This is a genomic window from Rickettsia asembonensis (assembly GCF_000828125.2).
GTDB classification, from domain to species: Bacteria; Pseudomonadota; Alphaproteobacteria; order Rickettsiales; family Rickettsiaceae; genus Rickettsia; species Rickettsia asembonensis.
The window spans coordinates 12708-35147 of record NZ_JWSW01000086.1 but is presented as its reverse complement, the minus strand read 5'-3'; the positions used below and the strand labels follow the sequence as shown (position 1 = coordinate 35147).

Genomic DNA, 22440 nt, shown 5'->3' with positions numbered 1-22440 from the left:
CCGTGCCCCGGTGTGTTACTCCTTACTTCATTTGGTTCCGAACAATCAATAGAGCAAGTGGTTATTTACGATCAACCATTAAGATCAAGTGAATAACACCTTAGCTCGTACATAGGACAGGAGAGAAAAACATGACAAAGCATATTTTTATAGGTATCGATGTATCTGAAAATACTTTAGACGTTTGGTTACACCCATTGAATAAATATAAAGTTTTTGATAATGATCAAAAAGGAATTAAGGAGCTAGTTGAATATATAGCGGATTATAATATAGCTAAAATTGTAATTGAATCTACTGGTGGACTTGAATATAAAGCAGCAAAAACCTTACAAAAAACAGGCTATTTGGTATCAGTAGTTAATCCTTATTTTACATCAGCATTTAGAACTATGAGAGGTAAGTTTACAAAAACTGATACTATTGATGCACAAATGTTAGCATTATTTGCAGAAAAAATTAACCCTGAGTCTAGAAAAGTAGCGAATGAGATAGAAAAAGAATTAAAAGAACTTACATCTAGACGTAACCAATTAATTACTATGATAGTATCTGAACGCAATCGCTTACGTAGAGTTACTAATCAAAAAATAATTAATAGTATAAATAATGTTATTGATTTACTTAATAGCCAAAAGGAAGAAGTAGAAAAGCTTATATTACATCTTATTTTAAATCTAGAAAGTTACAAAGAAATATATAATTTACTTATTACTATCCCAGGTATTGGTTCTATTATAGCAATAACCTTAATTACAGAATTACCAGAGCTTGGTAATTTAAATTGTAAACAAATTGCTTCTTTAGTAGGGGTAGCATCTCACTGTAAGGAAAGTGGGAAAATACGATTTAAAGCAAAAACTAAAGGTGGTAGAAAAACAGTACGGGCAGCATTATATATGGCAGCTGTTACTTCTGTAAGATGTAATTCCGCCGTTAAACCTTTTTATAAAAGACTTGTGGAAAAAGGAAAAGCCAAAAAATTAGCTCTTACTGCTGTAATGCGAAAGATAATAATTATTATCAATAATATTGTTAAAAACAAACGACCTTGGCAGGAACAATATAAACAAATTATCTTGACTTCTTAAACACAATCACTGGGGAAGTAAGAAAACCATCAACGATAGCCATAATAGCCTTTAGGTTTAAAGCTTAAGCTTTAAACCTTGGACATAACTATTATAACCCCGACCGTGAAGTTTAGGATTACATCGGTTTTGTGAGAAATGTTCTCACTTTTGGCAGAGGTTTCGACACCCCGAAATAGCACTTTGCTACTCCAAGTATCATTTTATATATAACTTTTAAAAAGTCAATGATGGTTTGTTATGATACTAACAATGTTCTATACTCCTATGCCTGAGGATCAGCGGCTAATAATGGTATTTCATGATTTTGTAACTCTTCTTCTGGAATATAAGTATATTCTCCGCTTGAGGTTTCATTAATTCCAAGTAGCGTCTCGAATATTTTCTCAAGACAGTTTTTGTGTTCTTCGGATTTAATATCTGTTTTCCTCAATTCTTTTATTAAATCTACAAAGGATTTAATAGAAATAAAAGTATTCTTTCCATTAAGAAGTTCACATATTTTATGTAATGTGTTACCTAAAGAATTTATATTAGTACATATGTTAGAGACAGAATTTAACTTTATAATTGCTTTATCTAGACCTTGTATTTTTAATTTTAATGAAGAAATATCATAATCTTGATCATGTAAATTTATCGTATCTTGATTAGTTTTGCTTAGTATTGCAAGTATATCTGTTAAATTTCCAATTTCTATAATTTCATCTAATATAGCTTGAAATTCAATTAGTGTGTTAAGATTTATATTATCCTTTTGTAACTTTATGTTTTTATCCTCTAACTTTATGTTTTCACCCTCTAACTTTAAATTTTTATCTTTTATATTTTTTCCCTTATACCAATCCCATCCATATTTAGCTGCAAAACCTAGACTTATTATTCCAAATACCGTAGCGGTGATATAAGCAACGGTATATCCACCGTCATTTGTATCATCGTTAGTTCTTTCTGTAGGGGATATATCGTCCAAAGTTATGTTAAAAGCGTTTAGAATAATCTTAAGATTATCAGCAGTGAATTTAACGGGTATATTTAATGCATCAAAAGTTTTTACCCCTGCTTATTGAGCATTATCTAAAGTTATGTTAAAAGCGTTTAGAATAATCTTAAGATTATCAGCAGCGAATTTAACGGGTATATTTAATGCATCAAAAGTTTTTACCCCTGCTTCTTGAGCATTATCTAAAGTTATGTTAAAAGCGTTTAGAATAATCTTAAGATTATCAGTAGTGAATTTAACGGGTATATTTAATACATCAAAAATTTTTACCCCTACTTCTTGAGCATTATCCTGAGATATGCCTAAATGATTTAGAGTATCCTGAAGAATATTAGTAAGCGTTTCGATAGATGTTAGATGTTTCTTATAGGTATTGTAGTTTTGTAAAGCGCTTATAGCATTTTCCTTAGTGCATTTATCTAAACCTAAGAAATCAGCTCCGTTAGTTTCGGTAATATCGCCTTGCGAGAACATATAATCATTCGTTACTTTATAGAGCTGACCAAGAATATTAGCCGTACCGTTTTGATGAGGTGTTACGGTTTGTTGTAAAAGTATATGCGGATTACTTTCTGCATCGGTAAAAATGTTATTTATTGGAGTATTTAAACCATTATTGCACTCTTGGTGTAGTATTGAAAAATCATTTGGGGACTCACTGAAAGATTGTTCAATGTTTTTCCAATTACACTGTGCATTATTCACCATATAACCTTTTTTAAAAGCTCCTTCAACAGTACTATATACTGATGAAAATATAGTACCGCTTAATTTATGAATGATGTGGCTTACATTACCCGGTAAACTACTTACCATTTCATTTCCAAATATAGGCATAACGCATTTAAAATTTATATTTAATACAGGTGCCATAATTATTACTCCTTTAATTTAATTAATAAAACCATAAAACGTGATTTCTAGAGTATATTAATGTTTTTGTCAAGATAAAGTTAAAATAAATTAATATATAGAGAAAGGGTTTGAGATGGGTTAGGGATACAAATCTCGTCATTGCGAGAAGAATTACGCAGTAATTCGACGAAGCAATCTAGTAAAAAATTCTGTATATCAGAATTTTTTTAATTATTTTTCTGGATTGCCGCGTCGCTTCGCTCTTCGCAATGACGGTTTCGGGTATCCACACAACAAGACCTGCTCGCAATGACGATATTTATATCCATGTGACAGCGGTAAAATCATTTCCCTATACAGAAATTTTTAAAGATCTCGCCTAGTATTTCTTCTACGTTAATAACGCCCGTAATAGCACCAATGCAGCGTGCCGTCATTCTAATATCTTCAGTTGCTAGAACTAAATCATTATCTAAGCTAAAAGCCGTTAAATGTGAGAGAGCTTGTTTTAAATAATGACGATGACGTTGATTTGTTATGTAAGGGGTTTCGGTAAAACCAGCCATATTTTCGGCAATATTTTCGATATTTTTTAATATACTTGAAAGAGCAATATTATTTTTTACTGAAACTCTTAAGCATTTATATTTATTTTCAATAGAAAAGATTTTACTAGGTTCAATTAAATCGATTTTATTAATTATTACAATAGTATTTTCATCAATTAAACCTGTAATATCTTCATTTATAGAGGAATCTAATTTTTCGGTATCAAACATAATAATTTTAATATCTGCTGTTTTAGCCGAATTAATAGCTCTTTTTATACCTTCTTGCTCTATAATGTCACTACTTTCTTCTCTTATACCTGCTGTATCCTGTAAAATAATAGGATAGCCGCCAATGTCTAAATGCCCCTCAATTATATCTCTAGTAGTTCCTGCAATATTTGAGACAATTGCTATATCTCTCTGCATTAAAAAATTCAATAAGCTAGACTTACCTGCATTCGGTGGACCGATAATTGAAAGCTTAAGACCGCTATTTAGTAGTTCTCCTCGTCTATTATCGTTAAGATAATTAGATATTTCATTTACAAGATTTTTATGAGTGTTGTTAACGTCATTAAGAACGCTATCCGGTATATTTTCATCAGGGAAATCTATATAAGCTTCAAGCAGAGAGATAATTTTTAAAAGCTTGCTACGCCAGTTATTATATAATTCTTCAAGCCCACCGCTTGCCTGTCTAATTGCTTGCCTATGCTGCATAATAGTTTCAGCATTAATTAAATCGGCTATCCCTTCTGCTGCCGTTAAATCAAACTTATTGTTTAAAAAAGCTCTTTTGGTAAATTCTCCTGCTTCTGCTAAACGAATATCAGCTATATTTAACAATGCGTTAATAAGCATTATGGAGATAGCTTTACTGCCGTGCGTATGAATCTCAACTACGTCTTCACCGGTAAAGCTATTAGGCGACTTAAAATAAACAACCATAGCATTATCAATTAGCTCCTTAGTTTCAGGAACTGTAATTTGTTGATAATACATGATACGTGGTTTAAAGTCCGCTCTACGGGTAAGTAGCTGTAAAACTTCTAAACTTTTAGGACCAGAAATCCTAAAAACCGCTACGCCTGCTTTACCGAATGCAGAGCTTTGTGCAAATATCGTTTCCATTTATTTTATACACTTTTGTTTATTAAATAATATATAATATAATAACATATCATAGTACATGATAGCATATAATATTATTCTTGAGAAAATTATGACCCCAAAAACAACCTCTTTAAATTTTAGTCGTTTAAATTGTCAAATCCCGAATTATAAAACTAAAATTCTAGAACTTAGCAAGGAACGTGAGTCAAGTTCCATATATATAGATTTTGTTCAAAAGTTTTTAAATTATATTCCGATAGATTATGATTTTGAGAATAGAGAAAAACTATTTCAAAATTTTGCAGATGAAGCCTTTAAGTTTTTTAAGCAAAGGGGAGAAAGAGCAAGAAAAATAGCAATAACAAAGACGGTTATAGAAAATGATCCGGCAATAAATGTCTTGATATTACTTGATAATAAACCGCATATTGTTGATTTTATTATATGTCTGCTTAAAAATATGAATTTGCAAACTAAGTTTTTACTCCATCCGGTAATAAACTGCGTCCGAAATAGTAAAGGAGAATTAGAAAAAATATTAGAAAATTCTGTGTCGGATGAAAAATCAGAATCGATACTGCATTTAACCATTTTAGGAAATTTTGACGATAAAACTACTACATTTTTAACTGAAGCTATAAATGAAAGATTAGAAGAGTTAGAGCAAAGCTATAGCCATTTACCGCAATTACTTACAAAATTACAAGGTTTATCTAAAAATATAATTGATAATGATAAATTAAATTTTGAAGAGGCTAAAGAATTCTTAAATTGGTTACAAAACGATAATTTGGTTTTATTAGGGACTCTTGATTTTGAGGTAAAATCTTTAAAATTAAGTAATGAAATAGGAGCAGCAAAAATATGGCAAGAAGTAAAAGACGAGATTGATGATATTATAAAATGTTCTGCTAATCCTTTATATCAAAATCAATTAATAATACTCGGTAAAATAAATAGTGCGTCGCTTATCCATTCAGATAATTTAATCGACTATATCTTAGTGAAAAAATTTAACTCTTCGGGTGAATATATTTCGGGAAGTATAATTTTCGGCATATATAATTCAAATATGTATTACCATTCAATAAGTGATATTCCAATCCTACGACAAAAATTTAATTTTGTAATTGAGAAAGCCGGTTTTGCATTATCCGGTTATAATGCCGATAAGTTAAGAATTTTAATGGAGTCGTTACCGAGAGAAGCTTTAATACAAATTGATCAAGGCGATTTATATTGTATGTGTTTACATATGCTCTCAAGTATGATGAGTAAGAAGCTTAAATTATTTATTCAATATGATTGGTCGAGTTCTTTTCTTAATATCATAATTTTTCTGCCACGAGAACGTTTAACGGCTGAAATACATAATATGATAGATTGTTATTTAGCGGGAAAATTCGGTAGTAAAATTTTATCCAACTATATAACCGAAGTAGTCGGTAATTTTTCTTATCTTTTTGTAACGCTTGAAGCACAAGGGGAACATAAAATAAATTTTGAAGCAGAAATAATACAGCAAGATTTAGATCGTATCTCTACACGTTGGAGTGAAGATTTTTATTTTAAGCTTTCTAAAAAATTCAGTGAATATCAAGCAGGTATTAATTTAAAGCTTTTTGATAATGTTTTTCCAGCAGATTATAGACAAAAATTTTCTCCGGAAATAGCTTTAATAGATATTGAATATTTAATGGAAGCAAGCAAGTCACAAGAATGTATGTTTAATCTAGTTTCTGTAAATGAAACGGAATTTTACTTAAAAATATATAGTCCAAAAGTAAAACTTGCCCTTTCTAACATATTGCCGCCAATCGAAAATTTAGGTTTTAAAGCAATTGATGAACAAACTTTTGCAATTAAAGAGGCTCTCGAAATTAAAGAAAGCTGGATATATAATTTTATCTTAACCTCTATCATACCGGTAAAGGATAATATTACCGAATTAAAAATAAATGTTGAAGAAGCTTTAGATCAAATGGCACTTGGGATGCTTGCTAATGATTCTTTAAGTAAATTGATAGTGCTGGCCGGTTTTAATTGGAAGCAAGTTAAACTCGTCAAAGCTTTAACAAGATATTTACATCAAACGGGATTTAGTTACGGCAAAGGTTATGTACAGTTAACACTACTTAAACATCCCGAATATACAAAAATGTTGGTAAATCTGTTTGATATAAAATTTAATCCTAAACATCCTGATAATAATTGTGATGTAATTCAAGATAAACTGAATAATTACTTAGTAACCGTTGAGATGAGTAGTGAAGATAAAGTACTACGTAGTATGCTTGGTATAATTAATGCTATTACTAGAACAAATTACTATCAACCGCATAAACATGTTTTTTCATTTAAGTTTGATTCTTCAAAAGTACCTGGTTTACCTAAACCTGTTCCGTTTGCCGAAGCATTTGTTTACTCTAAGGATTTTGAGGCTGTTCATTTAAGAGGCGGTCCCGTATCACGCGGAGGACTTAGATGGTCGGATAGAGCAGAAGATTATAGGCTTGAGGTCCTTGGACTTATGAAAGCACAGATGACGAAGAATTCCGTTATTGTCCCTGTCGGCTCTAAAGGCGGCTTTTATATTCATTTTACTGAGGGAGGGCTTACTCGTGATGAATATATGGAAAAAGTGGTAGAATGCTATAAGAATTTCCTGAGAGGTTTATTAGACATAACCGATAATATCGTTGACGGTAAAGTAGTACATCCGAAAAACGTTATTATTTATGATAAAGAAGATCCTTATTTAGTGGTTGCTGCCGATAAAGGTACAGCTTCATTTTCGGATTACGCTAATAGTGTGGCAAAAGAATATAATTACTGGCTTGATGATGCTTTTGCTTCCGGTGGCTCTGCAGGTTACGATCATAAAAAAATGGCTATTACCTCTAAAGGAGCTTGGATTTCCGTAACTAATCACTTTAAAACTTTAGGGTTAGATGTCCAAATAGATCCTATTACCGTCGTAGGTATAGGAGATATGTCGGGAGACGTGTTCGGTAACGGTATGCTAAGATCAGAGGCTATTAAGTTAGTTGCTGCCTTTAATCATAAACATATATTTATTGATCCTACCCCTGATCCTGTATCAAGTTTTAATGAGCGTTTGCGTTTATTTAATTTAAAGGGTTCTAATTGGTCCGATTATGATTCTAAGCTTATTTCTAAAGGAGGCAAAGTATTTGAACGTAGTAGTAAATTAATAAAATTATCACCGGAAATTAAAAAATCACTTGATATAAATGATAATGAATTATCACCGGAAGAATTAATTAAAGCTATTTTAAAAGCAGATGTTGATTTATTGTGGAATGGCGGAATAGGCACTTATATCAAAGCTAAAACGGAAAATAATTTAGAAATCGGTGATAAAACAAATGATAACCTTAGATGTAACGGTGAAGAAATTAGAGCAAAAGTTATAGCAGAAGGTGGTAATGTCGGGGTATCACAGAGAGGTAGAGTTGAATATGCTAAAAAAGGCGGACGCATAAATGCTGACTTTATTGATAATTCAGCAGGTGTTGATTGTTCCGATCATGAGGTAAATATCAAGATTGCTTTAAGTAGTGCGGTAACCTCAGGAAAAATTACTTTAGAAGAACGTAATAAACTCCTAAATGATATGACAAAGCAAGTTGAAGAGTTAGTATTGCTTGATAATTATAAGCAAACCGAAGCAATAACAATTATGCAACTATCTCCTACTTTAACCGTTAATATACTTAGTCAATTTATAGATATTTTAGAAGAAGAAAAAGTATTAGAACGGGAAAATGAATTCTTGCCTAGTGCGGAAGAATTGAATAGAAGAGCTATCAGCGGTGAAGTACTAACTCGTCCTGAGCTTTGCTTACTACTATCATATAGTAAAAGGTCGGCTTATCATGAGTTACTTAATTCTACTTTTTCGCATGATAAATATTTTGATGCATATCTTATAGATTATTTTCCTGAAATGATGCAAAAAAAGTTTCGTAATGAAATTTTATCTCATCCTCTTAAACATGAGATTATTAAAACCGTTACTATAAATAAAATAATTAATCAACTTGGAGGACCGCTTATTAGTATTGTAAAGCGTGAGATTGGGGCTCCTCTTTGTGATATAATAAGGTCATATACCATTATTTGTGAAATTTTTGATCTTGATGATATATGGGAAACGATAAGTAAGCTACCTACTAATATTGATTACAATGTAAAAATCGATATGTTTACCGAAATAACGAAATTAATGCGTCGTGGTATTTCGTGGTTTATTAAAAATTTAAAGCATCCTATTAATATTAGTGAAACTATAGAAGAGTTTAGAGTTCCTGCACAAAACTTAAGAAAAACGGTAGGTACTTTATTAGTCGGAGAAACTAAAATAAGATTTGAAGAAAAATTAAATTATTATACAACTAGCGGGGTAGAGGAATCATTTGCTGCTACTATCGCTACATTTGACAATTTAATTTCAGTATTTGATATTATATATGTAACAAAGCAAACTTCAGGGAATGATAAAGAGGTAGCAAAAGCTTATTTTGCTATAAGCGATATGTTTAGTCTTGATTGGTTACGTAAAGCTTGTGATAAGCAATTGAACGATTCATTTTGGCGACGCCTCGGTATTCAATCGCTAAAAGATGATTTATATGACAAACAACGTAGATTATTAATAAAAATAATTAATAAATCTAAAACAACTATTGATTTAGATTTATGGATTGATAATAATAATAACTTAGTTAGAAATTTTCTTGATTTTATTAAAGAAATTAAATCTCAAGAAACTATAGACTTAAATATAATTATTTTAGCAAATAAGAAATTTGAAATATTCTTACAAAAACTTGAGTAAATTATGTCGTCAATGCTTAAGCAAATTAGGTTAGATTCGGGTAAAACTTTAAATCAGGTATCTAGTGATTTAAAAATTAGAAAAAAATATTTAGTAGCTTTAGAAGAGGGTGATTTTGATATTTTACCAGGAGAAGTATATGTAAAAGGTTACTTAAAATTATACTTAGATTATCTTAATGTAAAAGATCGAAATGCAGAGCAGATAGAAGCTACTAAACAGAACGAAACTGAAAAATTATTAAGTAAAAAAAGAGCTACGGCATTGATAAATTATAAACGTAAAAAACAATTAGTACTTACATCTATTATAATGTTATCGATTATTATTGTAAGTCATCCATTCATAATTAATGCTTAGAAGAAAATGGATAATGAAATATTAAAGAGATTAATGGAAGAAGTTGAGCATAAACTTGACGAGTTATTGCAGTCACAAACGAATAATCAAAATGAAGTTAAAAAATTACAAAACGAAAATAAAGAATTAAAAGATAATTATATAAAAATGCTAGATCAAATTAACATTTATATTAATGAACTTGAAGAAATAAAAAAACAGCAAAAATAATTATGTCAATTGTTACGATAACATTAAATAACAAGAGCTTTCAATTATATTGTAATAATGGAGATGAGGAAGAATTACTATCTTTAGCGAATAAATTGAATGATAAAATAGCGGAAATTAAACTTGGTAGTCCCACAGCCTCTTTTGAGCTATTATTAGTTATGGCATCTCTTAATGCTCAAGCTGAAATAGCTAGTCTAACAGAAAAACTTAATAAAAACGGTTTTCAAAAAAATCATCCCGACGAAGAAAAATTCGCAGAAACCTTAACTACTATAGCAGGTTACCTAGAAAACCTTGCACGTAAAATGGGAAAGTGATATATTAGCTCTTGGCTGCTTGGTTCGTGAGCTTAATATTAACCTAGGACTACCACTAACTTTTAGGATATCGTCCCTGTCTAATACTAATTCAGTTTAGATATATGAAGTCCACCTTTACATAAAGGTCTTTGAAGGATTTTAAGTAACGGCCAAAGCGGTCATGTATACTCGTTTAATTTGGAAAAGAGCAAGGCGTCTTGAAGCTGATAACCGCAGCGTACATACTAGTACGTGAGGATTATCAGCTTCAAGACGCCTTGCTCTTTTCCAAATTAAACTTCGTCTACCTACTTTTCGTTTACTCACAGTATACCTTTAAAATGAAACAAACAAAATCAAGCAATAAAGTTCTTGGTGCTTTTTTAGGCACTATTATTGAATATTACGACTATAGTTTATATGGTTTTTCAGCGGCAATTATCGCCGATAAATTCTTTTCAGCCGATACTGATCCGTTAACAAAGCTTGTAAATGTTTTTGCCGTTTATGCGGCGGCATATTTATCAAAACCTATGGGTGCTTATATTTTTGGACGTATAGGGGATATATACGGTCGAAAAAAAGCCTTAAGTTTTACGATTATCGGTATTGTAATACCTACCTTAATAATAGGTTTATTACCTGATTATTCTTCTATAGGAGTTTGGAGTACGATAATTTTAGTTTTATGTCGCTTTATGCAAGGTATTTTTATTGGAGGGGAATATGACGGTGCAGCGATTTATGTTATTGAACATTTAGGAGCAAAATACCGATTTACTGCCTCGGCCATAACTAGATGTACAGGAGTAATGGGTTTATTATGCGGGATTGGTGCAACTAATTTCTTCAATTCTCATATTTTTCCGGAGTGGGGTTGGCGTATTCCGTTTTTACTAAGTTTACCGCTTGCATTAATAACTCTTTATTATCGCCGGAAATTTGATGAAACACCGGAGTTTAAAAATGCACATCATAGCCAAGATTCTATTGAAAAACTTAGCTCTATAATTAAAAAGCAATGGAAAAATATTGCACGGTTAATATTTTTAGCCGGAGGTTTTGGAGCAACATATCAAATTGCAATCATCTTTATGAAGCAATATTTACCGATTGTATTACCTTCAGTTGGTATTATTATGAGTTCTTTTTCAGTCTTAATAGTAATATGTTTTGCTGTTTGCATGCCGATTGCCGGCTTTATTGCCGACCGCTTAGGAGTTAATTCAGTATTAAAAATCGCATTTATATGTACTATTACAGCAAGTGTATTTTTTGTGATAGCAGTAAAATATCAAATGACTAATTTAGGGCTTGCAGCTAGTTTAATGTTAGCTGCATCAGTTGCACCTTTTAATGCTCTTGCTCATAGTATAGTTATTAATTCTTTTGTAGTTAAAGAACGCTATCGTGTTATAAGTTTAGGACATAATATCGGTTCAATGTTAATGTCCGGTACTGCTAATTATATTTGTGCAAAGGTAATAAAATCATTTGATTTCAATCTATTCCCGATTCTATATCTTTGCATGTTTGCCATACTTGCTTATTCTATGACTATGTTGTTTAGCAAGGATACTATATTAAATAAAGATCTAAAAAATGATAAATAAACATAAGTAATAAATTGTAATTATCTTAAAAATGACATATTATAATAAATGTTAATTTAGAGTTATAATATGGAAAGAATAGTGACCAACATGGATCAGCATGGTAGAGTGCTTATACCGGTATCAATTAGAGAAAGATTTAATATACATCCGGGTGAAAAAATCACCATAGAAATTGAAAATAGTGAAATTAAAATCGTTAGCGTTGATAGTATAATTGATGAGATGCATAAGATTTTCACCAAAAATCAAATTGATAAAAATATTTCTATAGTAGATGATTTTATTGCTGAAAGACGTCAGGAATATTTAATTGAAGAAAAAAGAAGTAAAAGATGTCCAAAATAATATTTGATGCCTCTGCACTAATTGCCTTATTTGCTAAAGAAGATGGTTACCAATTGATTAAGAAATACATGAGAGATGGAATTATTTCAAGCGTAAATATTGCTGAAGTTTATAAATATTGTATAGAAAAACAAGGCTTAACGGAAGAAACTGCAAAAATTCTTATTAAATTATTAGATATCAAAATTATAGACTTTTGTCCTGAGCAAGCACTAATTAGTGCAAATATAATTAATAAAACTAAAATTTATGGTTTATCACTTGGAGATAGAGCATGTATAGCTCTGGCTATCTTTAAAAATTATCCTATTCTTACTTGCAATAAAATTTGGCAAAAATTAGATTTAGGTATTAAGTTTATTATGGCACGATAATTATTTTATATGCTTTAATCAAATAGGAAAAATTTACCTATTTCAGGGATAATAAACTTATTTTCATCAATATTATGTTTTTTCATAGCTTGTCGGAGTTCCAAAGGAGCCGCATTAAATGCTTCATCAGCTAATTGAAAGACATCAAAATGACTAGCTATAGAGTATTTAGAATTTAAGTCCAAATGAGTAAATACGGCTTCTTCAGGATTCATATGTACCGGTTTCATAAACCATCTTGGTTCATAAGCTCCTATCGGAATAAGGCTTATTAAAATATTATGTTTTTTTCCGATCTCTTTAAAAAGAGTATTATTATAACCCGAATCACCTATAAAACAAATATCTCCTATCTTAGTTTTAATGATAAAAGTTCCCCATAATGCTTTATTTTTATCAAATATTCCTCTAGCCGACCAATGTTGGGCTGGTTCTAGATAAAATTCTACAGCTTCATTCAGAAAACTTGATACAAACGAATTTTTCGAGTCAAGCCTTTGCTCACGTACTTCTGTATGCTCCTCAGGCTTGCCCTTAAATTCATCTTGTCTGAAGCGATCGAGATTTAACTGTATTTCTTGTTCTTTATATGATTCTCCCCATCCTAAGGTAATAATTTCTGCATTAGGAATATGTTTTTTGATTATTACGTCATTCATTAGCGGTGTAATAATCTTAGGCTTATCCCTTATCCATAAATCTTTAATTGTTCTGATATCTAAGTGGTCATAATGATTATGACTTACTACTATAATATCTATTTTAGGTAAATCGGTAAAATTAATACCAGGCTTTACTATTCTCTTTGGTCCTGCAAAAGTAAAAGGACTAACCCGCTCCGACCATACCGGATCAGTTAAGATATTTAAACCGTCTATTTGAATTAAAAAGGTTACAGTCCTATATAGGATATCCGTACAGCGTCATTTTGATTGCTTGATACAAGCGAATTTTGTGGAATTTGTCTGTGCTCACGTACTAATGTACGCTGTGCAGACTCATCCTTAAATTCATCTTGTCTGAAGCAATCAAGATTTAGCTATGTATTTTTATTGCTAGTTATTTTTTGTGGTGGAATATCAGTGGAAGTAAGCGGCAGTGTTGTCGGCCATTTTGGTTGTTTTGAAGTTATTTTCCATTTTAGAATATCAAGTAAGGTTTTAGGTTTTATATTAGGATCAATATTGAAAAACATATTTTTATTTAGATAGACCTTCCTTTCGGTTTATTAGAGTTTTTAACTTGTTCAGTAAAAGATTTTGTTTCTTTAGTTGTCGGTTTATGTATAAATCCTCTAGTTTTTTCTCCTATCAGCATGGCTTCTTGAAGTATGTCTTTTGGTAGTTTAGCTATAGATGCGGATATTTCCGGAGTTTGTTTTATTTCTACAGTTATCTTTTTTTCTTTATTTATATCTCTGCCTATTACTTCATCTAGCGGAACATTTTTATAATCGGCAAGAGCAACAATTGCCCCCATATCAGGCATTTTTGTACGACCATCTAGGAAATTTTTCCACGCTGTTTCATGGGTACCTGTTTTTTCACTTAACTTATACGGGGTTATATTGTCTGTTTCTAATATATTCAGTACAAATTTTTTAAAATTATTTCTAATTTCTTCTGGACCATCTGTATTTGTTTCTGATATATCGTTAATCCGATTAAATCTTTCTTTTGACCTTATATCTTCGCTCATTATTTTTTCCTGTAAAATTTACTCCTAAAAATTGAGAGTTAAAATAATTTTTTTAAATGATAAGAATTTATGATTTTTAAGAGGCTATCTATGAAATTATTTTAATTGATAATTAAAGATATTTTATAGCAAAAAAGAATTTAACTAGCTTTAAAATAACTTTATAGATAGCCTATTAGACTTATTTATTAATATATAACTAATAATAGTAAATAGTAGATAATTATAATGAAAATAATAAATTTAAGCTATTTAATTAAGTATTTAGGTCTTATATATAAATTTAAATTAATCTATTTTAACTTTTTTTGTCACAAATTATAAAATTTTCTGAAATAGAAGCCATGCCTTTTCAAAATCTTATAATTTTAATATAAAATAACTTAAGATATAAATTAAATTTCAGATGCAGAATCTAAGATATTTTAAAAAGATTATATAAATTAAAAATTGTTTTTTCTGCATCTTGATCATTTATTAATAAGATAATTTTAACTTCTGATAATTGTATCATGTTAACATTTATATTATCTTTCGTTAACTTTGATAATATCATTTCAAGTACTTTACAATCATTTTTAATCCCATAACCAATAAGAGAGATTGTAGCAATTTCGGCATCAAAAGTAAAATCTTGTATCTGCTTATCATTTTTTAAATTAGTAAGTAAAGCTTGTAAATTATTTTTATCGGTTAAATTTGTAATAAAACTATATTCTTCATTATTTTTTATCTCTTGCATAAATTCAATATGATTATTATTTTGTGTAATCATATTTGCAACTTGCAAAAAACTTAAAGAAATGCTCTTTACAGATATTTTTAATAAATTTTTATTAGAAGTAATGCTGTTAATAATTCCATTCTCCATATTTTTATCCTTTGAAGTAATTAACGTACCTTCTGTATTCGGTGAAAATGTTGAAAGAACACGCATATCTATGTTATACCGCATTACTAGCTCTACAGCTCTAGGGTGTAGTACTTTTGCTCCGCTTGATGCTAGTTCTAACATTTCTAAAAAATCTATTTCTTTTATCTTCTTAGCATTTGGAATAATTCTTGGATCAGCAGTAAATATTCCCTCTACATCGGTATAAATATCACATCTATCGGCTTTCATAGCTGCAGCGATTAAGGCGGCAGTAGTATCGGATCCTCCTCTGCCCAAAGTAGTTAACCTATTGGATTTGTTAGTTCCTTGAAAACCGGCTATTATAGGGACGGTATTTAACTGTAAATATTTTTCTAGTAAATCTATAGTAATTGATTCTACTAAAGCTTTGCTATGATTATTATCGGTGAGAATCGGTAATTGCCAAGCTAGAAATGATTGTGCCTTTATGTCTTCTTCTTGAAGAGCGAGTGCTAGTAATGAAGCAGTGACTATTTCGCCGCTAGAAAGTGCTACATCATATTCTGCAAATTGAGAAATGTTGTTAAGGCTTGATACTTCATTACACAATGTGACAAGTTGATTAGTAACACCTGCCATAGCCGAAACTACTACAATTACTTGGTTATTTTTAGCTATTTCGGCTTTTATGATAGGAACGATTTTTTTTATTCTATCAATATTTGCAACGGAAGTACCACCAAACTTTTGAATTATTAAGGCCATAACTAAAGGAAGCCTAATATAATATTATATAATTAATTTTCTGTTTGTTGTCTCGCTTAGCATTACGTTGATACCTGAACCGTCATTGCAAGGAAATTGAATAGCAATTGACGAAGCAATCCAGTAAAAAATTCTGTAAATCAGATTTTTTTTATTATTTTTCTAGATTGCCGCGTCGCTTCGCTCCTCGCAATGACGATTTGGCATCCATACAACAATGCTATAAAAAGCATTTTTCGTTCCACGTAGCATCTAGTAGATCAAACCGCAATACTTAAGCACTTGCAATTTCTTTAACATTAACGATTTTATGATTTCGCTTAGTTAAAAATTCTACTCTACCTTCTATCAAAGCGAATATTGTATGATCTTTGCCGAGTCCTACATTTGTTCCAGGATGAATTTTTGTGCCGCGTTGTCTGACTATAATATTACCGGGTATTACATATTGTCCATCGGCTTTTTTAACTCCCAGCCTTCGACCGGCTGAGTCTCTTCCGTTCCTAGAACTACCACCGGCTTTTTTGGTTGCCATTTTATAATTCCTTTTAAGTTATTATTATTGTTTGGTAATATCTAATATTTTTAATTCCGTCAGTTCTTGACGATGACCGGCTTTACGACGATAATTTTTTCTACGCTTTTTCTTAAAGACTATAATTTTATTATCTTTAAGTTGGTTAGTAATTTCAGCCGTAACGACAGCTCCTTTAACTATTGGAGTACCAATAAAAGAAGGCTTTGAGTATTCGCCAATCATTAAAATTTGATCAAACTGAATTTTAGAGCCAAGTTCTCCATCAATTTTTTCGACTTTAATAATACTATTTCTGTCTACTTTATATTGTTTTCCACCTGCTTTTATAACTGCGAACATGAAAACTATCTCTTTAAAAATTTATAAATATTTGTTGTATCATATTATTATATTAGAAATTAGTCAATGATAATATTATGTTATGTCTATTAACACAAATATAATTGCGTATTGAGTTACCACAGCAAATATTGCGGCTAATAAATCATCAAGCATAACGCCGATACTGCCTTTAATATTTTTATCAAACCAATTAATAGGCCATGGTTTTAATATATCAAAAAACCGGAATAGACAAAAAGGTAATATGAAAAGTAATATAATATTTATTGTTAGCGGACTAAAATATTTAATTAAATGCGATTCGTTAGCAAATAAAGCAGAAAAAAATACTAAAACGATAGTTAGCATTTGCCCTACTACTTCATCAATTACCACTTCTTTGGGGTCTTCTGAATTTGTATAATTTAAATATATTTTAGTAAAATAAGTGCCGAGTATTAAGAATATCAAACATAGGCTAAAGCTTATAATAAATATACTGACAAGTTGAGCTTCACCGAGAGTAAGACTTGAGAAAGGAATGATTATTTTGTTATTAACAGTAAAATATATTAAGAAGTAAGTTAGAGGGAAAGCGGCAATCGAACCAAAAGTGCCTGGACAGTATTTTATTTTCCCTATATAAAAAAAAGTAGCAAAAAATTCTGAAATTTGTTTTTTAGTAAACATTTCTTTAATTGTTTTATCCTAGATTAGAGCTATAATATCTTATATAATAAAATTTTAACTTATACAGCAAAAATATCATGGGAATGAGCTTTAGCCATTTATTAATAGTTTTATTAATTATTTTTGTATTATTCGGTGCTGGTAAATTACCTCAAGTTATGTCCGATTTAGCCAAAGGTCTTAAAGCTTTTAAAGACGGCATGAAAGATGATGGTAGTGACAACGATAAAAATAAATAATTAACTTGATGTCAGCCTCAGTGGATACCAAATCCGTCATTGCGAGGAGCGAAGCGACGTGGCAATCCAGTAAAAAATTCTGTAAATCAGAATTTTTTACTGGATTGCCACGTCGCTTCGCTCCTCGCAATGACGATTCCGCCACACAACAACGCCCTAATTCCCTGAAACAGTAGAATATACACCATTCTCTTTCCTGATAATGTCATACCGTCTCTGTGCTACTCCATCGATGAAATGAATATTACCGGATAAACCTATATAAGGTTGTCTACTGTTCATTCTATTTAAAAACCTTTCAGATGCAAATTCATTGCCTATATAGTTTGCAGTCATGCGTCCTAAATCATAAGAAAGAAGATGCATGAAGCCCATATGGTTAATACCTAAGTCTTTTGCCCTATCGGGAACGTTGCTATTGAGTAAATTTAAAGAACCGGTAAAGCTAATATCGATATTTTCAGGATAATCGATATCAATACGATTATCACCAATTAAAATAGCTTTTTTATCTAAATTATATTTACGAATGCTATCGGCAAGTAGGTTTAAATTTTTTGGATCATCTGATAGATAAATAACCGGTTTTGTTGTATCGCTACGCTCATTTATAATATCGGTATTGTCTGAAATATTTCTTGCGGCTTTTGCTATAGATTCAGGATTATCCTCATAGAATTCGGTGCGTGATAATGATGCATTTTTCTGAATCAATATATTTTGCATTACTTGACTAATAGTCTGTGAATGTTTCCCTTTAGGTAATAAAGCCATAAAATCTTTATGGTCGTTACTTGCGTAATAATTGATGATGCGTATCAGTTGTTTTAAAGGTGCATGACCGAATACAAATAATTTATCTTCTGCAAGAGCCGGGTTATTTGACATGGTTATTATAATAATATCATTTGCCTTTGCTTTTTCGGCTATTAGAGAGGTAAAGTTAGAATATAGAGGACCTAAAATAATCTTAGTTTTACGTGCTACTATTTTATCCATAGCGGCTAAAACATTTTTTTCATCTGAACCGTCGTAAGAAGTAACATGTATGTAAGATTTAATCCCGTCGTTAAGTCCCATTTTAATTAAATCTTTATATTGTTTCCCGATAATACTATCAGGACCCTGATTTGACATTAAAATTGCAATCTCAATTTCTTTTTGTTCTTTTTTAGGAAAACTTATAGGTTCTTCTTTAGGAGTTTGACAGGACGTTAAATATATCAAGCAAAAAAATGATAGAACGATTCGTAGTTTATGTTTTATACTAGCCATAATATTACTTAAAATTTAAAAATTATGATTAGACATCTTTCCAAACCAGCTTATAGAGAGGGATTTAAAGGAGACACGGAACACAGCACCGCAGCGTATATAGACATACGTGAGGATTCGAGTACCGGATCGACGTCTAAATTACCTCTAGAAGCGAAGTTTGGAAAGATGTCTTTAAAGCCGGGATTATATATTGTTTCAACACCGATCGGTAATTTTGAAGATATAACGCTTCGTGCTATATCGACTTTAAAAAATTCGGATATTATCTTATGCGAGGATACTAGAATATCACAAAAATTGCTAGCAAAACATGACATTCATACAAAATTACAAATTTATAATGATCATAGTGACGAGAAAGATAGAGAAAATATCATAAGTTTAATAAAATCGGGCAATATAATAAGCTTAATTTCTGATGCAGGGACTCCTTTAATTTCCGATCCCGGCTATAAGTTAGTTAGAGGTTTGCGTATTCTTAATTGTCATATGGACGTAGTACCAGGGGTATCTGCACCGGTTACTGCTCTAACTTTATCAGCTCTTCCTACTGATCGATTTTTATTTCACGGGTTTTTACCTAAAACTATAGAAAGTAAGAAAAAAATTTTTTCTGAATTAGTAAATCTTAAGGCTACATTGATTTTTTTTGAAACCGCTCCTCGTTTGATAAACACCTTATCGGTAGCTAAGGAAATACTAGGAAACCGAGAAATATGTGTAGCTCGTGAGTTAACTAAACTGTATCAGGAAGTAAAAACAGGGGATATAGATGAAATAATAGAGTTCTATCAAAATAATATTTTAAAAGGTGAGATAGTATTGTTGATTTCAGGAAATATACAAGAACAAAACCAACAAAAAAAATTAGAAAAATTTATAGAACTTTGCTTAAGTAAAAACTTAAGTAGCAAAACCACTACCGAACTTGCTTATGACAAATTCAAAGATGTTTATAGTAAGAAAGAAATATATAGATTAGTAAATGAGAGTAAGTAGAGTAAGCGTCATTACGAGCAGGCATTGTTGTGTGGACCGGCTTTCTGTCATTGCGAGGAAATTACATAGCAATTGACGAAGCAATCCAGTAAAAAATTCTGTAAATCAGAATTTTTTTTATTATTTTTCTAGATTGCCGCGTCGCTTCACTCCTCGCAATGACATAAGTGTACTAATGACAGCCGCAGCCTTTTTTAGACTTATTTCTTTCTGCCGAGTCCTCAATTTTTTTACCAGCTGCCTGCATATCTTGACCTGCACCTTGCATTGTATTACAAGCACTTGTTAAGAAAGCTACAGCTACTAATATAGAAGTTATAAGTGCTGAACGCATAAATTTACCTTTATCAAATTAAGCTTAGATATTATGAAGTAAGCAAGAAATTGTCAACTTAAAATGTATTAATATAATACTCACAATACTCTTTAATAGGGCAGATATCGCAATCGGGTTTTCTAGCTTTGCAAATATATCTACCGTGCAGAATTAGCAAGTGATGGGCATGAGTTAACCATTTCTCATTAATAATTTGCATTAGCTCTTTTTCTACTATTTCAGGACTATTACCTTTAGCAAGTCCAATCCTTTTGGCTACTCTAAAAACATGCGTATCAACTGCCATTGTTGGCATACCAAATAAGCAGTTTAGTACAACATTGGCAGTTTTTCTGCCGACACCGGGCAGTTTAATTAATTCCTTAAAATCATTTGGTACTGAAGCTTGATAATTGCTTATCAATATTTTACATAATGCGATAATATTTTTTGCTTTGCTGTTAAATAGTCCGATAGATTTTATATATTTTTTAAGCCCGTCTTCGCCGAGTTCTAAAATTTTTTCCGGTGTATCATAAGTTTCAAATAAAGATTTAGTTGCTAAATTTACTGATATATCGGTGGCTTGAGCAGATAATATTACCGCTACTAATAAGGTGAAATCATTCTTATATATTAATTCGGTTTTCGGACTTGGATTATTCTTGCTAAAAATCTCAAAAATTTTATTAACTATTTGTGCTTGCATGATGTATTATGAAGAGTATATTTTAGAGAATAATATTTATATCAGGTTTTGAATGACGGAAAATAAAAATTTTGAATTTATAGAAAATGAAATAAAAAATAATAAAGTAGTGCTGTTCATGAAAGGTACTAAGGAAGCTCCAATGTGCGGCTTTTCTGCTAAAGTAGTAGCTATTTTGAATAAATTAGGTGTAGAGTTTCGTGATATTAATGTATTTGTTAATCCGGAATTTCTTGAAGATTTAAAAAAATTTAGCGATTGGCCAACATTCCCACAATTATACATTAAAGGGGAATTAGTCGGCGGTTGTGATATTGCAACGGAGCTATACAATAATGGCGAGCTTGAGAAGATGTTAAGAGAGTAAATGTGTCATTCCTGCTTTCGGGTCTTGTTGTATGGATTGTTTTATGTTATTCCCGCGTAGGCTGGAATCCAGAAAAAAAATATAAATACAGCAAATTTTTGAAATTAAAAGCTCGATTTATCTCGCTTTACACTAGATTCCCGCCTACGCGGGAATAACATCGAGTAGTTTTTCTGATCCATGCAACAAAGCCCTGCTTTCGCAGGAATGACATATAAAATTAATGTTTAAAACAAAAACCATGAGCAAATATTTAGAATACCCAGAAGTAGAAAGCAACCGGCAGCCGCCGAAGAAGCTATTAGTATTACTGCACGGTGTTGGTTCAGACGGACATGATTTAATAGGACTTGTGCCTTATATCAAAAATGATTTACCCAATTATCATTTTATTTCCCCGCATGGTATCGAGGCTTATGATATGATGCCTTACGGTAGGCAATGGTTTAGCTTGCAAGACCGCAGTCCGCATATTATTGCAAAACTAATTGCGAATAATATTTCTAAACTTGAAGATATAATAAAGCAAAAGCAAGAAGAGCTAAATCTAACCAACAAAGATACTATCATTATCGGTTTTTCTCAAGGTACGATGATTGGTTTATATTTAACTCTGATTCAACGAGAACCGTTTTTTTGTACTATAGGTTTTTCTGGTGCATTAATTCCACCTATGGAAGTTAATAATAAGCTTACCCCTATATGTTTAATTCATGGGGAATTAGATGAGGTGGTCGGTGTTAGTGAGATGTATAATGCTTCAAACTATTTATCTAAGCTTCATATAGAGCATAGCGGACATAAATTAACTTCTCTTGCTCACTCAATAGATGGACGGGGGCTTGAGATTGCGATTAATTTCATAAACACATGTCATACCGCGACTTGATCGCGGTATCCAGTCTTTTTTATTTTTTTGGATACCGTGGTCAAGCCACGGTATGACAATAAGAGCGTTGAAGCATGCAACAAAACCAAAACAT

26 protein-coding genes, 1 other RNA gene and 3 pseudogenes are annotated in these 22440 nt (G+C 31.1%); 16 read left to right on the top strand and 14 right to left on the bottom strand.

The annotated features are described in order from the left end of the window. Nucleotides 1–131 precede the first annotated feature (131 nt). A complete protein-coding gene (locus SB78_RS06965) occupies nt 132–1091 on the top strand; it encodes an IS110 family RNA-guided transposase (RefSeq protein ID WP_041079561.1) in 960 nt (319 codons plus the stop codon). A 265-nt stretch (nt 1092–1356) separates the two neighbouring features. Here SB78_RS06965 and SB78_RS10340 read toward each other — a convergent pair whose 3' ends face one another. From SB78_RS10340 to mnmE, 3 genes and pseudogenes are all read right to left on the bottom strand, one after another. Then, a complete protein-coding gene (locus tag SB78_RS10340; protein WP_041079607.1) occupies nt 1357–2064 on the bottom strand; it encodes a DUF5460 family protein in 708 nt (235 codons plus the stop codon). 279 nt (nt 2065–2343) lie between these two features. Next, nucleotides 2344–2967, bottom strand: a pseudogene (locus SB78_RS10335) (DUF5460 family protein); the annotation flags it as partial. Between the two features lie 326 nt (nt 2968–3293). Further along, nucleotides 3294–4631 carry a tRNA uridine-5-carboxymethylaminomethyl(34) synthesis GTPase MnmE gene (gene mnmE / locus SB78_RS06955; RefSeq protein WP_041078291.1) on the bottom strand — a complete coding sequence of 446 codons (1338 nt, stop codon included), beginning with the start codon at nt 4629–4631 and terminating at the stop codon, nt 3294–3296. Nucleotides 4632–4722: 91 nt separating this feature from the next. On the opposite strand from mnmE, the gene SB78_RS06950 reads away from it, so the two are divergent. From SB78_RS06950 to SB78_RS06915, 8 genes are all read left to right on the top strand, one after another. Then, entirely contained in the window at nt 4723–9474 is a 4752-nt protein-coding gene (locus tag SB78_RS06950; RefSeq protein WP_041078289.1) for an NAD-glutamate dehydrogenase, read from the top strand. 3 nt (nt 9475–9477) lie between these two features. Further along, complete coding sequence (locus SB78_RS06945) at nt 9478–9834, top strand: helix-turn-helix domain-containing protein (protein WP_041078287.1); 357 nt, start codon at nt 9478–9480, stop codon at nt 9832–9834. Nucleotides 9835–9840: 6 nt separating this feature from the next. Further along, entirely contained in the window at nt 9841–10044 is a 204-nt protein-coding gene (locus SB78_RS06940) for an RP576a family tick cell line-upregulated protein (protein ID WP_041078285.1), read from the top strand. A gap of 2 nt (nt 10045–10046) precedes the next feature. Further along, entirely contained in the window at nt 10047–10364 is a 318-nt protein-coding gene (locus tag SB78_RS06935) for a cell division protein ZapA (RefSeq protein ID WP_041078283.1), read from the top strand. Between the two features lie 9 nt (nt 10365–10373). Next, nucleotides 10374–10532: non-coding RNA, 6S RNA (gene ssrS / locus SB78_RS06930), on the top strand. A gap of 155 nt (nt 10533–10687) precedes the next feature. After that, nucleotides 10688–11959, top strand: a complete 1272-nt coding sequence (locus SB78_RS06925; protein ID WP_041078281.1) for an MFS transporter — start codon at nt 10688–10690, stop codon at nt 11957–11959. 69 nt (nt 11960–12028) lie between these two features. Continuing rightward, a complete protein-coding gene (locus tag SB78_RS06920; protein WP_011271509.1) occupies nt 12029–12307 on the top strand; it encodes an AbrB/MazE/SpoVT family DNA-binding domain-containing protein in 279 nt (92 codons plus the stop codon). Beyond that, a complete protein-coding gene (locus SB78_RS06915; RefSeq protein ID WP_041078279.1) occupies nt 12295–12681 on the top strand; it encodes a type II toxin-antitoxin system VapC family toxin in 387 nt (128 codons plus the stop codon). The genes SB78_RS06920 and SB78_RS06915 overlap by 13 nt, the downstream gene beginning before the upstream one ends. Nucleotides 12682–12695: 14 nt before the next feature. Here the strand turns inward: SB78_RS06915 and SB78_RS08625 are convergent, their stop codons facing one another. The 8 genes and pseudogenes from SB78_RS08625 to SB78_RS06880 form a co-directional block, all read right to left on the bottom strand. Then, nucleotides 12696–13544: an MBL fold metallo-hydrolase gene (locus SB78_RS08625; RefSeq protein ID WP_241773678.1), complete on the bottom strand. Its 849-nt coding sequence runs from the start codon at nt 13542–13544 to the stop codon at nt 12696–12698. A gap of 53 nt (nt 13545–13597) precedes the next feature. Beyond that, nucleotides 13598–13720, bottom strand: a pseudogene (locus SB78_RS11305) (palindromic element RPE3 domain-containing protein); the annotation flags it as partial. Next, nucleotides 13721–13876: a hypothetical protein gene (locus SB78_RS11300; protein ID WP_241773675.1), complete on the bottom strand. Its 156-nt coding sequence runs from the start codon at nt 13874–13876 to the stop codon at nt 13721–13723. An 8-nt stretch (nt 13877–13884) separates the two neighbouring features. Continuing rightward, entirely contained in the window at nt 13885–14379 is a 495-nt protein-coding gene (locus SB78_RS06900) for a hypothetical protein (protein ID WP_041078277.1), read from the bottom strand. Nucleotides 14380–14794: 415 nt separating this feature from the next. After that, the gene (locus SB78_RS06895; protein WP_041078275.1) at nt 14795–16000 is read right to left on the bottom strand and encodes an aspartate kinase; all 1206 of its coding nucleotides are present in this window, start codon (nt 15998–16000) and stop codon (nt 14795–14797) included. 274 nt (nt 16001–16274) lie between these two features. Next, the gene (rpmA, locus tag SB78_RS06890; RefSeq protein ID WP_011271503.1) at nt 16275–16535 is read right to left on the bottom strand and encodes a 50S ribosomal protein L27; all 261 of its coding nucleotides are present in this window, start codon (nt 16533–16535) and stop codon (nt 16275–16277) included. Nucleotides 16536–16559: 24 nt separating this feature from the next. After that, on the bottom strand, nt 16560–16877 hold the full coding sequence (gene rplU, locus SB78_RS06885; RefSeq protein WP_004997480.1) for a 50S ribosomal protein L21: 318 nt from the start codon (nt 16875–16877) through the stop codon (nt 16560–16562). Nucleotides 16878–16952: 75 nt separating this feature from the next. Beyond that, nucleotides 16953–17549, bottom strand: a complete 597-nt coding sequence (locus tag SB78_RS06880; RefSeq protein ID WP_041078272.1) for a phosphatidylglycerophosphatase A family protein — start codon at nt 17547–17549, stop codon at nt 16953–16955. A gap of 77 nt (nt 17550–17626) precedes the next feature. Between SB78_RS06880 and tatA the strand changes: the two genes are divergently transcribed. Together tatA and SB78_RS09815 are read left to right on the top strand one after the other, a co-directional pair. Continuing rightward, nucleotides 17627–17788, top strand: a complete 162-nt coding sequence (gene tatA, locus SB78_RS06875) for a twin-arginine translocase TatA (RefSeq protein ID WP_004997483.1) — start codon at nt 17627–17629, stop codon at nt 17786–17788. Between the two features lie 8 nt (nt 17789–17796). Next, a complete protein-coding gene (locus tag SB78_RS09815; RefSeq protein ID WP_158510087.1) occupies nt 17797–17964 on the top strand; it encodes a hypothetical protein in 168 nt (55 codons plus the stop codon). Here the strand turns inward: SB78_RS09815 and SB78_RS06870 are convergent. Then, nucleotides 17945–19063: a penicillin-binding protein activator gene (locus tag SB78_RS06870; RefSeq protein WP_041078268.1), complete on the bottom strand. Its 1119-nt coding sequence runs from the start codon at nt 19061–19063 to the stop codon at nt 17945–17947. The two genes, SB78_RS09815 and SB78_RS06870, sit on opposite strands and share 20 nt — an antisense overlap. 18 nt (nt 19064–19081) lie before the next feature. Between SB78_RS06870 and SB78_RS12035 the strand changes: the two are divergent. Both SB78_RS12035 and rsmI read left to right on the top strand, forming a co-directional pair. Then, nucleotides 19082–19240: pseudogene (locus SB78_RS12035) on the top strand (palindromic element RPE1 domain-containing protein); the annotation flags it as partial. After that, a complete protein-coding gene (rsmI, locus tag SB78_RS06865) occupies nt 19232–20065 on the top strand; it encodes a 16S rRNA (cytidine(1402)-2'-O)-methyltransferase (RefSeq protein ID WP_041078301.1) in 834 nt (277 codons plus the stop codon). The pseudogene SB78_RS12035 and the gene rsmI, both read left to right, overlap by 9 nt. A 172-nt stretch (nt 20066–20237) precedes the next feature. Here rsmI and SB78_RS06860 read toward each other — a convergent pair whose 3' ends face one another. Both SB78_RS06860 and nth read right to left on the bottom strand, forming a co-directional pair. Continuing rightward, complete coding sequence (locus SB78_RS06860; protein WP_041078266.1) at nt 20238–20399, bottom strand: entericidin A/B family lipoprotein; 162 nt, start codon at nt 20397–20399, stop codon at nt 20238–20240. 58 nt (nt 20400–20457) lie between these two features. Further along, nucleotides 20458–21090, bottom strand: coding sequence for an endonuclease III (gene nth / locus SB78_RS06855; protein ID WP_041078264.1), 633 nt, complete (start codon nt 21088–21090; stop codon nt 20458–20460). A 52-nt stretch (nt 21091–21142) separates the two neighbouring features. Between nth and grxD the strand changes: the two genes are divergently transcribed. The 3 genes from grxD to SB78_RS06845 all read left to right on the top strand — a co-directional run bounded on the left by grxD (nt 21143) and on the right by SB78_RS06845 (nt 22346). Further along, complete coding sequence (gene grxD / locus SB78_RS06850) at nt 21143–21457, top strand: Grx4 family monothiol glutaredoxin (RefSeq protein ID WP_041078262.1); 315 nt, start codon at nt 21143–21145, stop codon at nt 21455–21457. A 2-nt stretch (nt 21458–21459) separates the two neighbouring features. Further along, the gene (locus tag SB78_RS10325) at nt 21460–21615 is read left to right on the top strand and encodes a hypothetical protein (RefSeq protein WP_199402709.1); all 156 of its coding nucleotides are present in this window, start codon (nt 21460–21462) and stop codon (nt 21613–21615) included. Nucleotides 21616–21698: 83 nt separating this feature from the next. Beyond that, nucleotides 21699–22346, top strand: a complete 648-nt coding sequence (locus tag SB78_RS06845) for an alpha/beta hydrolase family protein (RefSeq protein WP_041078260.1) — start codon at nt 21699–21701, stop codon at nt 22344–22346. Nucleotides 22347–22440: the final 94 nt, after the last annotated feature.

Excerpts from the sequence above, each read along its gene's own strand:
- SB78_RS06965 (WP_041079561.1), top strand. The coding sequence starts at position 132 with ATGACAAAGCATATTTTTATAGGTATCGATGTATCTGAAAATACTTTA.
- mnmE (WP_041078291.1), bottom strand. The coding sequence starts at position 4,631 with ATGGAAACGATATTTGCACAAAGCTCTGCATTCGGTAAAGCAGGCGTA.
- SB78_RS06950 (WP_041078289.1), top strand. The coding sequence starts at position 4,723 with ATGACCCCAAAAACAACCTCTTTAAATTTTAGTCGTTTAAATTGTCAA.
- SB78_RS06945 (WP_041078287.1), top strand. The coding sequence starts at position 9,478 with ATGTCGTCAATGCTTAAGCAAATTAGGTTAGATTCGGGTAAAACTTTA.
- SB78_RS06940 (WP_041078285.1), top strand. The coding sequence starts at position 9,841 with ATGGATAATGAAATATTAAAGAGATTAATGGAAGAAGTTGAGCATAAA.
- SB78_RS06935 (WP_041078283.1), top strand. The coding sequence starts at position 10,047 with ATGTCAATTGTTACGATAACATTAAATAACAAGAGCTTTCAATTATAT.
- SB78_RS06925 (WP_041078281.1), top strand. The coding sequence starts at position 10,688 with ATGAAACAAACAAAATCAAGCAATAAAGTTCTTGGTGCTTTTTTAGGC.
- SB78_RS06920 (WP_011271509.1), top strand. The coding sequence starts at position 12,029 with ATGGAAAGAATAGTGACCAACATGGATCAGCATGGTAGAGTGCTTATA.
- SB78_RS06915 (WP_041078279.1), top strand. The coding sequence starts at position 12,295 with ATGTCCAAAATAATATTTGATGCCTCTGCACTAATTGCCTTATTTGCT.
- SB78_RS11300 (WP_241773675.1), bottom strand. The coding sequence starts at position 13,876 with ATGTTTTTCAATATTGATCCTAATATAAAACCTAAAACCTTACTTGAT.
- SB78_RS06900 (WP_041078277.1), bottom strand. The coding sequence starts at position 14,379 with ATGAGCGAAGATATAAGGTCAAAAGAAAGATTTAATCGGATTAACGAT.
- SB78_RS06895 (WP_041078275.1), bottom strand. The coding sequence starts at position 16,000 with ATGGCCTTAATAATTCAAAAGTTTGGTGGTACTTCCGTTGCAAATATT.
- rpmA (WP_011271503.1), bottom strand. The coding sequence starts at position 16,535 with ATGGCAACCAAAAAAGCCGGTGGTAGTTCTAGGAACGGAAGAGACTCA.
- rplU (WP_004997480.1), bottom strand. The coding sequence starts at position 16,877 with ATGTTCGCAGTTATAAAAGCAGGTGGAAAACAATATAAAGTAGACAGA.
- SB78_RS06880 (WP_041078272.1), bottom strand. The coding sequence starts at position 17,549 with ATGTTTACTAAAAAACAAATTTCAGAATTTTTTGCTACTTTTTTTTAT.
- tatA (WP_004997483.1), top strand. The coding sequence starts at position 17,627 with ATGGGAATGAGCTTTAGCCATTTATTAATAGTTTTATTAATTATTTTT.
- SB78_RS09815 (WP_158510087.1), top strand. The coding sequence starts at position 17,797 with ATGTCAGCCTCAGTGGATACCAAATCCGTCATTGCGAGGAGCGAAGCG.
- SB78_RS06870 (WP_041078268.1), bottom strand. The coding sequence starts at position 19,063 with ATGGCTAGTATAAAACATAAACTACGAATCGTTCTATCATTTTTTTGC.
- rsmI (WP_041078301.1), top strand. The coding sequence starts at position 19,232 with ATGTCTTTAAAGCCGGGATTATATATTGTTTCAACACCGATCGGTAAT.
- SB78_RS06860 (WP_041078266.1), bottom strand. The coding sequence starts at position 20,399 with ATGCGTTCAGCACTTATAACTTCTATATTAGTAGCTGTAGCTTTCTTA.
- nth (WP_041078264.1), bottom strand. The coding sequence starts at position 21,090 with ATGCAAGCACAAATAGTTAATAAAATTTTTGAGATTTTTAGCAAGAAT.
- grxD (WP_041078262.1), top strand. The coding sequence starts at position 21,143 with ATGACGGAAAATAAAAATTTTGAATTTATAGAAAATGAAATAAAAAAT.
- SB78_RS06845 (WP_041078260.1), top strand. The coding sequence starts at position 21,699 with ATGAGCAAATATTTAGAATACCCAGAAGTAGAAAGCAACCGGCAGCCG.